This is a genomic window from Magnetospirillum fulvum MGU-K5, from assembly GCF_000442515.1.
Taxonomy (GTDB): Bacteria; Pseudomonadota; Alphaproteobacteria; order Rhodospirillales; family Magnetospirillaceae; genus Phaeospirillum; species Phaeospirillum fulvum_B.
Genome location: NZ_AQPH01000094.1, coordinates 1 through 10,295 on the forward strand (window position 1 = coordinate 1; position 10,295 = coordinate 10,295).

The following is a 10,295-nucleotide window of genomic DNA, read 5'->3' on the forward strand; positions in this document are numbered from 1 at the left end:
CAAGGCCGCCAAGATCGGCCTGCTCGCTTCCACCTTCGTGATGCTGGCCAGCCTGGGCTTTAGCAAAAGGGTGCACGCCGCCGCCGGTGGGGTCAATCTCGCTTTGCTGCTGGTCCACCTCATTTACAACCGTCAGAAAATGCTGAGGTAGTTCCGGATGCCATCCTCCGCCGCCCGTGCCGCCGACCCGACCGACGAAACGTGGAAGATCGCCCGCTATGCCGCCTGGCTGCGCATCGCCCACCACATTCCCGGCCGTATCCGGCTCAAGCTGGCGGGTGAAAGCGGGTTGGGCGACGTCCTGGCCGAGGTGAAGCAATTCGTCGCCACCGCCTCGACCGCGCCCGGTATCCGCTCTGTTTCACTGAACCTGCTGGCGCGATCCTGCCTTGTCGAATACGACCCGGCCGAGATCGCGCCCATCGCCTGGACCGATCTGATCGCGGGCACCCGATCGGACGCGGCGCTGGCCCTGACCCAGCGGCTGGCCGGCCCCAGCCGCACCCCCGCTTGACCCCGTCCCGAAAGGATTCCTGGACATGCATCCCGTTCTGCTTTTCGCCACCGGTCTGGTGACCGGAATTGTCGGCGTCCGCGCCTTGAAGAACAGCAAGGGCAAGGAATCTCTGACCGCGCTGAGCCACAAGACCCGTCACGGTCTCGATCAGGCCAAAAGCGGCCTGCGCGACGCCACCGTCTCCGGCCTCACCGCGATCGAGAAATCTTCGGCCAATCTGCGCGGCAAACTGACCCCCGCTGCCGATGCCGCCGAACCCGAGACCGGACCCAAGCCGTGAAACGCGGCAAGGGCAAGGCCGCGAAGCGTCAGGCCAGAGCCGAAGCGGCAGCCGCCTTCGCGCGCGGCTTTGTCGGCACCGGCCTGCTCAGCCTGATTCAGGACCGGCTGGAGCCGGTCTTGCCCCAACCGCACCCCCGCAAGGTTTTGCGCCACGCCCTTCAGGGCGGTGCCGCCCTTGCCGCCGCGACCGTGGTGGCCGAGGCGTTGCGGCAACGCGATTATCCCACCGTGCTGGCGGCGACGGCGCTGGGCGCCGGCGGCGTGCTGGCGGCGGAATACCTGCTGACCCACCGATCGAACGAGGAGGCCGACCTTGGCCAAGAAGAAGAAAAAATCTAAGAAAAACAAATACGGCAAGCGCGGCTTCGTCGTCGCCGCCCCGCAGGCGGGCAATGGCGGTCTGTTCGCCGGTCTGGCCCGGATGCTGCCCGCCGGGCGGACCGAGCAATTCCTGCTGGGCGCCGCGATCGGTGCCGCCGCCGCCTATGTCCTCAGCGACGAGGAATTGCGCGGCAAGCTGATCAAGTCCGGGGTCAAGCTGTATAGCGGTTTGGTCGGCGGGCTGGAGGAAGTCAAGGAACAGGTCGCCGACATACAGGCGGAGTTGCAAGCCGAACAAAGCGGCGCTGTATGATCGCGGTGGGCGGCCGGATCGGCGCGGTGGAGGTGGTCCACCGCGTTCCGGGGCGGATCAGGCTACGCTATCGCCCCGTCACCGGGCCGGTCGCCACCGCGCCCCTGCTGCGGGCCGTCTCGGAACTGGACGGCGTCACCACGGCGCGGATCAATCCGGCGGCGCGGTCGCTGATCCTCGCGTTCGACCCGAACGAGACCACAGCCGAAACCCTGCGCGATGCGGTCGCCGCCCTGCTGCCATCGCTGGTGACCAACGGGGCCGTGCCCGCACCGCCCGCCTCGTCCGGTCTGGGCAGCAGCCTGACCACGCTGTTGATGACCCCGTTGCTGCCGCCACCGTTGCGGCTGCCGGTCGCGCTGGCCGCCGCTTTGCCGCTGTTGCGCCACGCGGTCCGGGATTACAGCGAGAACGGAGTGACCTCGCACGGGCTTGAGGCCATGGCGGTGTCGATCTCGCTGGCGCGGGCCGATTACACCGCCGCCAACACCACCACCTTCATGCTGGCGCTGGGCGAGCATCTGGAACATTCGGTGGCACGGCGCTCCGACGATTTGCTGAAACATCTGCTCCGCCCCTCCAGCGACGAAATCTGGGTGATGCGGGGGGACGAGGAAGTGCTGATCCCCGCCGCCGAGGTCGCCGTCGGCGATACCGTGATCGTCGGCACCGGGACGGTGATCCCGGTCGATGGAACCGTGCTGGCGGGCGAGGCCACCGTCAACGAAGCGGCGATGACCGGGGAAAGCGTCTCGATCGAAAAAAGCCGGGGATCGCTGGTCCTGTCGGGCACGCTGGTCGAAGAGGGACGGCTGTCGATCTATGCCGAGCAGGTGGGACGACGCACCGCCGCCGCCCGCATCGCCGATTACGTCGAACAATCGCTGGTGGTCAAAAGCGAGGCGCAACTGGAAGCGTCGCGGCTGGCCGACCGGCTGGTGCCGCTGGTGCTGAAGCTGGCCGGAGGCGCCTTCGCCGTCTCGGGCGACTGGCGCCGCGCCGCCGCCGTACTTCAGGCCGATTATTCCTGCGCTTTGAAACTGGCCACCCCGGTCGCCTTCAAATCGGCGATGTATGGCGCGGCGCGGGCGGGCATCCTGGTCAAGGGCGCCAGCGCGCTGGAGCGCCTCGCCCAGGCCGATACCTTCGTGTTCGACAAAACCGGCACCCTGACCACCGGCCTGTTGCAGGTGACCGACGCGATCGCTTTCGATCCGACCTTCACCCCCGACGATCTGATCTGCCTCGCCGCCTCGGTCGAGGAACATTACTTCCACCCGCTGGCAATGGCGGTGGTCACCGCCGCCCGCGCCACCGAAAACCATCGCCATTTCGATCATCAGGAAGTCCAGTTCATCGTCGCCCACGGCGTCGCCAGCGTGATCGACGGCAAGCGGATCGTCGTTGGCTCGCGCCATTTCGTCCAGGAAGACGAAGGGATCGACATCGCCCCGCAGGCCGAGATCATCGATCGCCTGTACCAAGACGGCAAAACCCTGCTGTTCATCGGCTTTGGCGGGCGACTGCTCGGCGTGATCGCGCTGAAGGATTCGGTTCGCCCCACCACCGTCGCGATGCTGCGCCGCCTGCGCGATTTGGGCGTCCGCCGCATCCTGCTGCTGACCGGCGACCATCGCGACCGCGCCGCCGAACTGGCCGAGGAATTGGGCCTGGACGCCTGCCATGCCGAGTTGATGCCCGAGGACAAAGCCCGCATCATCGAATCGCTGGCCGCCGAAGGAGCCCGGATCGCCTTTGTCGGCGACGGCATCAACGATGCCCCCGCTCTGGCCGGAGCCCATGTCGGCATCGCGATGATGAAGGGGGCCGACATCGCCCGCCTGACCGCCGATGTCGCCCTGCTGGAGGACGATATCGAGTGCGTCGCCGACGCCAAGGCTGCCGCCAATGCGGCGATGGAGCTGATCGCCACCAATTACCGCCTGACCGTCGGCCTTAACACCGGCATCCTGTCGGCGGCGGCGCTGGGGATGTTGTCGCCGATCTCGACCGCGATCCTCCATAACGGGACGACGCTGGGCATCCTGCTCAACGCGCTGCGGTCCCGTCCGTTGCGCAGCAACCGGCCGACATCCCCCCGGAAACAGATTGTGGCGGGATAAGGGTCGCAGCGTCCGTGCCGCCCTGCACCCGGCGCAGAGCGCCTTGGTTCAGCCCGCGATTGCGTCGGACCACCGACCGTGGCACAACTGCGCGGCTGGAACCGGCGGCTCGCGCCCGCTGGCCAGCAGGCGTTTAAGGCGCGAAGGAGTGGTTTCGATGGCTCGTCATGTGCGCAAGGCCGTATTTCCCGTTGGCGGCATGGGCACCCGCTTCCTGCCCGCCACCAAGGCGATGCCCAAGGAAATGCTGCCCGTCGTCGACAAGCCGCTGATTCAGTACGCGGTCGAAGAGGCCGCCGCGGCGGGTTGCGAACATTTTATCTTCGTCACCGGGCGCGGTAAGAACGCGCTGGAAGATCATTTCGACCATGCCCCCGAGTTGGAGCGCACCTTGAAGGAGCGCGGCAAGTTCGATCTGGTCGAAGCGGTCACCAGCTGGATGCCCAAATCCGGTCAGATTTCCTATACCCGCCAGAGCGAGCCGCTGGGCCTGGGCCATGCGGTGTGGTGCGCCCGCGATCTGGTCGAGGACGAGCCGTTCGCGGTTCTGCTGCCCGACGATCTGATCTTGTCGAAGACGCCCTGTCTGCGCCAGATGGTCGCGGTTCACACCGAAGTCGGCGGCCATGTCGTCGCCGTGTCGGACGTGCCGCGCGAACACACCAAGCGGTACGGCATTCTCGACGTCGAGACCGATAACGGCCGTATCGCCAAGGCGCGCGGGCTGGTCGAAAAGCCCGATCCCGAACTGGCGCCCTCGACCCTGTCGATCATCGGCCGCTATATCCTGCATCCGATCGTGTTCGAAGTGCTCGACCGCAAGGAAAAGGGTGCCGGTGGCGAAATCCAGTTGACCGACGCGATCAGCCAGACGATCGGGACCGTTCCCTTCCACGGGCTGCGCTTCGAAGGCAACCGCTACGATTGCGGCGACAAGGTGGGCTGGCTCGAAGCCAACGTTGCTTTCGCGCTCGACCGCCCGGACATCAGCGATGCGGTCCGTTCGGCGCTGCGACCGTTCCAGTTCTGATCTCCAGGGAGCCTTCGCGTCATGCGTATCGCCATGATCGGCACCGGCTATGTCGGGCTTGTGTCGGGAACCTGCTTCTCCGAATTCGGTATCCAGGTCGTCTGCGTCGATAAGGACGCACGCAAGATCGACCTGTTGCGCCAGAACGTGATGCCGATCTACGAGCCGGGGCTGGACGAACTGGTCGCCGCCAATGTCGAGGCGGGCCGGCTGTCCTTCACCACCGATCTGAAGACGGCGGTGGCCGAGGCCGACGCGGTGTTCATCGCCGTCGGCACCCCCTCCCGCCGCGGTGACGGTCATGCCGATCTGTCCTACGTCTATGCCGCCGCCGAGGAAATCGCCGACGCGCTGAACGGCTATACCGTGATCGTCACCAAATCGACGGTGCCGGTCAGCACCGGCGACGAGGTCGAGAAGATCATCCGGGCGCGACGTCCCGATGCCGAGTTCGATGTCGTCTCCAACCCGGAATTCCTCCGCGAAGGTTCGGCGATCAACGATTTCCTCCGCCCCGACCGGGTGGTGATCGGCACCGAATCCGAGCGCGCCCGCAAGGTGATGAAGCAGCTTTACCGGGTGCTGTATCTGATCGAGACCCCGATCGTCTTCACCTCGCGCCGCACCTCGGAACTGATCAAGTACGCGGGCAACACCTTCCTCGCCACCAAGATTTCGTTCATCAACGAAATCGCCGATCTGTGCGAGAAGGTCGGCGCCGACGTTCATGACGTCGCCAAGGGAATCGGGCTGGACGGCCGCATCGGCAAGAAGTTCCTGCACCCCGGTCCGGGCTATGGCGGGTCGTGCTTCCCCAAGGACACCCTGGCCCTGGTTCAGACCGCGCGCGATTTCAACTCGCCGCTGTCGATCATCGAGCAGGTGATCGAGGTCAATGACCGGCGCAAGAAAGGCATGGCCGACCGGGTGGTTGCCGCCTGCGGCGGCTCCGTCTCGGGCAAGACCATCGCCGTGCTGGGCCTGACCTTCAAGCCCAACACCGACGATATGCGGGATTCACCCGCGATCGACATCGTCGCCGGGCTGGTCGAGGCCGGGGCCACCGTCCGCACCTTCGATCCCGAGGGCATGACCGAGGCAAAGAAGCTGTTGCCGCCCGAGGTGGTCTATTGCGACGATGCCTATGCTACTCTGCCCGGAGCGGAATGCCTGGTGATCGTCACCGAGTGGAACGAGTTCCGCGCCATCGATCTCGACCGGGTCAAGGCCCTGTTGGGTGCGCCCCGGATCGTCGATCTGCGCAATGTCTATGAACCGGCGGAGATGCGGGAACTCGGCTTCGAGTATCGCAGCATCGGTCGGGTGTAACCTCGACCGTCCCGGCTTTGCCCCTCATCGGTTCGGATCACACCGTCTGAACCGATGAGGCGGAAAAGCCCAGGCGGAACCCAGGAGCCATCATGAAACGGATCGTTCTGCGGATTGGAATCGCCCTGGCCCTGATCGCCGCGATCGTCACCGCGCTGGCGCTCCGCCAGCACCATGACGCCCCGGCCCCAACCCCGGCCGAGGCCGGGGCTCCGTCCCTCCGCATCACCGGCACCTATGCCGACGATTGGCAGGGCAATTGCGGTCCGTTGGCCGAGCCGGAGCAGGCCGCCTGCACCACCCGCCTCAACGCCAAATACGGCCGCGCCGAGGATGTCCCGGTGCCGAAGGCGGACAAGTAGGCGAGAGGGTCGCCCCCCCAGAGCGGGCGGACTCAGCCCAGTCCGCGCCGCGACTGAATCAGCGCCATGAACTCGCGCCGGGTTTCCGAATCGTCGCGGAACACGCCCAACATCCGGCTGGTGACCATCGTCACCCCGGCCTTGCGGACGCCCCGCGTCGTCATGCATTGGTGGGCCGCCTCGATCACCACCGCGACGCCCTTCGGCTGCAACACCTCGTTGATGGTGTTGGCGATCTGGGCGGTCAGCTTTTCCTGAATTTGCAGCCGCCGGGCATAGACCTCGACGACCCGAGCCAGCTTGGAAATCCCCACGACGCGGCGGTCGGGCAGATAGGCGACATGGGCGACGCCGATGATCGGCACCATGTGATGCTCGCAATGGGATTCAAGACGGATGTCGCGCAACAGCACGACCTCGTCATAGCCGTCGGTTTCCTCGAAGGTCCGGTGCAGGATATCGACCGGATCCTGTTCGTAGCCCGAGAAAAATTCCTCATAGGCCCGAGCGACCCGGTCGGGGGTGCCGACCAGCCCTTCGCGTTCGGGATCATCGCCCGCCCAGCGGATCAGGGTGCGGACCGCCGCCTCGGCCTCGGTGCGGGAGGGCCGGTTCGAAACGGTGGGAACAACGCCGGAAAGCGGACGCCGGGGGGTATCGTCAGCGGTCACGGGAGAAAACCTCCGTTCAATCAGTTAAGGCTGGGCCGGTCGTGCGGGCTGTCCAGCGAGAAGGCGGGAATGACGATTTCAAAGCGTTCGCCGCCCTCGCCTTCCATTTCGTAGCTGCCGTGCATGATCCCGGACGGAGTCGCCAGCGGCGCGCCGCTGGTATATTCGAAACTCTCGCCGGGACGAAGCACCGGCTGGGCACCGACCACACCCTCGCCCCGAATGTCCTGACTACATCCGGTGGCGTCGGTGATGATCCAGTGGCGGTTGAGCAATTGGACGGTACGCGGGCCGAGATTTTCGATCCGGATGCGATAGGCCCAGACATAGCGGCCTTCGTCCGGAGCCGATTGCTCTTCGAGAAAGAACGGACGAACCGTCACCGTGATGTCGCGGGTAGTGTGGCTGTACATGGCGGGGGGAGCCTCCTCGAACCGGACGGGGCGAAGCGGGGGTAAGCCGCAGACCACCGACTTACCCCCTCTACTCTATTCTTTTGTCCGGTTCTAACCCAGCCTTATCGGTATCAGCCCAGGGCGGCGTCGAGCGCAGCCCCCAGATCGGCGGTCAGATCGACCACGTCTTCCAGCCCGACCGACAGGCGCAACATCCCCTCGCCGATCCCCATCGCGATCTTGTCCTCGGCGGTCAGGCGCTGGTGAGTGGTGGTCCAGGGATGGGTGATCAGGCTCTTGGCGTCGCCCAGATTGTTCGAGATGTCGATCAGGCTGAGCGCGTCGAGCAGCCGATAAGCCGCCGCCTTGCCGCCCTTCAGCTCCAGCGCGATCATCGTGCCGCCGCCCCGCATCTGCCGCATCGCCAGATCGTGCTGGGGATGGCTGGCCAGTGCGGGATACAAAGCGCGGGCCACGGCAGGGTGGCTGTCGAGCAACTGGGCCAGAGCCAGGGCGTTGGACGATTGACGCTCGACCCGCAGGGTCAGCGTCTCCAGCCCCTTCAGCAGCAGCCAGGCATTGAACGGCGACATCACCGGGCCGGTATGGCGCAGATACGGCCCCAGAATGTCATTGCAGAAGGCGGCATCGCCCAGAATCGCGCCGCCCAGGCACCGGCCCTGGCCGTCGATATGCTTGGTGGCGGAATAGACGACGACGTCGGCCCCCAGCTCCAGCGGGCTTTGCAGGATCGGGGTGGCGAAGACGTTATCGACCACCAACCGTCCCCCGGCGCGGTGGGTCAGTTCGGCCACCGCCGGAACGTCGATAATCTCCAGCGTCGGGTTCGAAGGCGTCTCGATCAGCACGCAGGCGGTGGGGCGGGACAGCGCCCGTTCCCAGCCGGGCAGGTCGCCGCAATCGACGAACTCGCGCTCGATCCCGAACCGGGGCAGCAAGTCGTCGATGATCCATTGCGACGAGCCGAACAAGGACCGCGAGGCCACCAGCCGGTCGCCCGCCTTCAACTGGCACAGCAGCGCACAATGCACCGCCGCCATCCCGGACGCAGTGGCGCGGCAGGCTTCGGCCCCTTCGATCGCGGCCAGCCGATCTTCGAACGCCGCCACCGTCGGATTGCGGAACCGGGAATAGACCATCCGCTCACGGGTTCCGTCGAAGCTTTCCTCGGCTTCCTGAGCGCTGTCGTAGACATAACCCGAGGTCATGAACAGTGCTTCGGACGTCTCGTGAAATCCGGTACGCGCCAATCCGGTGCGGATGGCGCGGGTCTGCTGGCTCCAGCTCTTCGAATCGGTGGGAAGTCGGTCGCTCATCGGTCTTGCCTCCTTAAGGCATGCACACTCTGCTGGTCTGACCGGCAAATGGCCGCGCTCTGAGGCACCATGGCTCCAAACCGGAGCAGGACCTCTTTAGCGGTTTTTTTAACGTGGCCGCAATCCGGTCGGACAAATCACCACGGGGTCAGTGATAGACCCCCGCCGACCCGCGCGTCAAGCGCCTCTGCTGGCGCGACGCGCGCGTTGCTGTAGGATGGGGATTGCTTGAACCGGGCCCGCTTCGCTGCGTCCCGGAACGACGAAATCGAGGAGACGTTGGATGGAACGACGGACTTTTCTGACCTCTGCGGCCTTGGGCGCAGCGGCCAGCACGCTCGCCGCCCCGGCGCTGGCCCAGACCCAGCCCGAGATCAAATGGCGCCTGGCATCGAGTTTTCCCAAGAGCCTGGAAACCCTGTTCGGCACCGGCGAATACATCACCCGACGGGTTGCCGAGGCCACCGACGGCAAGTTCCAGATCCGCAGCTTTGCCGCGGGCGAACTGGTCCCCGGGCTTCAGGTGCTCGATACCGTTCAGGCCGGAACCGTCGAATGCGGTCATACCGTCAGCTATTACTATGTCGGCAAGGATCCGACCTTCGGCTTTGAATCGACGATGCCGTTCGGCACCAACACCCGGCAGCAGAACGCCTGGCTGTATCAGGGCGGCGGGCTGGAGCTGATGCGCGATTTCTTCCGCGGCTATAACGTCATCAACTTCCCGGCCGGCAATACCGGAACCCAGATGGGCGGCTGGTTCCGCAAGGAAATCAAGACCGTCGACGATCTGAAGGGGCTGAAGTTCCGCATCGCCGGGTATGCCGGGCGGGTGCTGACCAAGTTGGGCGTCGTGCCGCAGCAACTGGCGGGCAGCGACGTCTATCCCGCTCTGGAAAAGGGCACCATCGACGGCGCCGAATGGGTCGGCCCGGCCGATGACGAGAAGCTCGGCTTCCACAAGGTCGCGCCCTATTACTACTATCCCGGCTGGTGGGAAGGCGGGCCGACGGTGACGATGCTGGTCAACATCGCCGCGTGGGAAAAGCTGCCCAAGGCCTATCAGGCGATCTTCGAATCCGCCTGTGCCGACGCCAACCTGCATATGAGCGCGAAATACGACGTGCTGAACCCGCCCGCGCTGAAGCGGCTGATCGGCAACGGGGCCAAGCTGCGCCCGTTCTCGAAAGAGATCATGCAGGCCTGTTACAAGGCGGCGCAGGACACCTTTGCCGAGGATGCCGCCAGCAACCCGGCCTTCAAGAAGGTGTTCGAGCATTGGAGCGCGTTCCTTGAGGAACAGCGGTCGTGGTTCCGTGTCGCCGAATATGGCTTTGACAATTTCGTCCTGAACGGAATTCCGAAGAAGTAGCCAAAACGAACGAGGGAGCCGAAACACCGGCTCCCTCGCTCCGTCTTGGTCTATTGCGATTCGGCGGGGCTGCCGCCGTAATCTTCCTGCTGAATGTCGATCTGGACCTTCGAGGCATCGACCGCCTCGGCCTTTTCGATCGACCCCAGCACCAGATTGGGGAAGGCGATCACCAACCCCACCATCAGAAGCTGGATCAGCACGAACGGCACCGCCCCCCAGTAAATCTGGCCGGTGGTGACC

Annotated in this window: 12 protein-coding genes, 1 pseudogene and 1 riboswitch; of the genes and pseudogenes, 9 read left to right on the top strand and 4 right to left on the bottom strand. The window is 65.3% G+C overall.

All coding sequences use genetic code 11. The annotated features are described in order from the left end of the window. The first annotated feature begins 157 nt into the window (after positions 1-157). From K678_RS15900 to K678_RS15935, 8 genes are all read left to right on the top strand, one after another. On the top strand, positions 158-514 hold the full coding sequence (locus K678_RS15900; protein WP_021133496.1) for a hypothetical protein: 357 nt from the start codon (positions 158-160) through the stop codon (positions 512-514). A 25-nt stretch (positions 515-539) separates the two neighbouring features. After that, positions 540-797, top strand: coding sequence for a hypothetical protein (locus tag K678_RS15905; protein WP_021133497.1), 258 nt, complete (start codon positions 540-542; stop codon positions 795-797). Then, entirely contained in the window at positions 794-1,138 is a 345-nt protein-coding gene (locus K678_RS15910) for a hypothetical protein (RefSeq protein WP_021133498.1), read from the top strand. The genes K678_RS15905 and K678_RS15910 overlap by 4 nt, the downstream gene beginning before the upstream one ends. After that, positions 1,113-1,433 (top strand): hypothetical protein, encoded by a 321-nt coding sequence (locus tag K678_RS15915; protein WP_021133499.1) that lies wholly within the window; start codon positions 1,113-1,115, stop codon positions 1,431-1,433. The genes K678_RS15910 and K678_RS15915 overlap by 26 nt, the downstream gene beginning before the upstream one ends. After that, entirely contained in the window at positions 1,430-3,556 is a 2,127-nt protein-coding gene (locus K678_RS15920; RefSeq protein WP_021133500.1) for a heavy metal translocating P-type ATPase, read from the top strand. Before K678_RS15915 ends, K678_RS15920 begins: the two co-directional genes overlap by 4 nt. 157 nt (positions 3,557-3,713) lie before the next feature. Beyond that, positions 3,714-4,586 (top strand): UTP--glucose-1-phosphate uridylyltransferase GalU, encoded by an 873-nt coding sequence (gene galU, locus K678_RS15925; protein WP_021133501.1) that lies wholly within the window; start codon positions 3,714-3,716, stop codon positions 4,584-4,586. Between the two features lie 21 nt (positions 4,587-4,607). Beyond that, entirely contained in the window at positions 4,608-5,915 is a 1,308-nt protein-coding gene (locus K678_RS15930) for a UDP-glucose dehydrogenase family protein (protein ID WP_021133502.1), read from the top strand. 92 nt (positions 5,916-6,007) lie between these two features. Further along, positions 6,008-6,277, top strand: coding sequence for a hypothetical protein (locus K678_RS15935; protein WP_021133503.1), 270 nt, complete (start codon positions 6,008-6,010; stop codon positions 6,275-6,277). 32 nt (positions 6,278-6,309) lie between these two features. On the opposite strand, the gene folE is transcribed toward K678_RS15935, so the two are convergent. The 3 genes from folE to metZ all read right to left on the bottom strand — a co-directional run bounded on the left by folE (position 6,310) and on the right by metZ (position 8,680). After that, the gene (folE, locus tag K678_RS15940) at positions 6,310-6,948 is read right to left on the bottom strand and encodes a GTP cyclohydrolase I FolE (protein WP_021133504.1); all 639 of its coding nucleotides are present in this window, start codon (positions 6,946-6,948) and stop codon (positions 6,310-6,312) included. Positions 6,949-6,968: 20 nt separating this feature from the next. After that, on the bottom strand, positions 6,969-7,361 hold the full coding sequence (apaG, locus tag K678_RS15945) for a Co2+/Mg2+ efflux protein ApaG (RefSeq protein ID WP_021133505.1): 393 nt from the start codon (positions 7,359-7,361) through the stop codon (positions 6,969-6,971). 113 nt (positions 7,362-7,474) lie between these two features. Further along, positions 7,475-8,680 carry an O-succinylhomoserine sulfhydrylase gene (gene metZ / locus K678_RS15950; protein ID WP_021133506.1) on the bottom strand — a complete coding sequence of 402 codons (1,206 nt, stop codon included), beginning with the start codon at positions 8,678-8,680 and terminating at the stop codon, positions 7,475-7,477. Between the two features lie 75 nt (positions 8,681-8,755). Beyond that, a riboswitch (SAM riboswitch) is annotated at positions 8,756-8,834 on the bottom strand. 129 nt (positions 8,835-8,963) lie between these two features. Here metZ and dctP point away from each other — a divergent pair. Further along, positions 8,964-10,052, top strand: a complete 1,089-nt coding sequence (gene dctP, locus K678_RS15955; RefSeq protein ID WP_021133507.1) for a TRAP transporter substrate-binding protein DctP — start codon at positions 8,964-8,966, stop codon at positions 10,050-10,052. Between the two features lie 50 nt (positions 10,053-10,102). On the opposite strand, the pseudogene K678_RS19195 reads toward dctP, so the two are convergent. Beyond that, positions 10,103-10,295: pseudogene (locus K678_RS19195) on the bottom strand (C4-dicarboxylate ABC transporter); the annotation flags it as partial.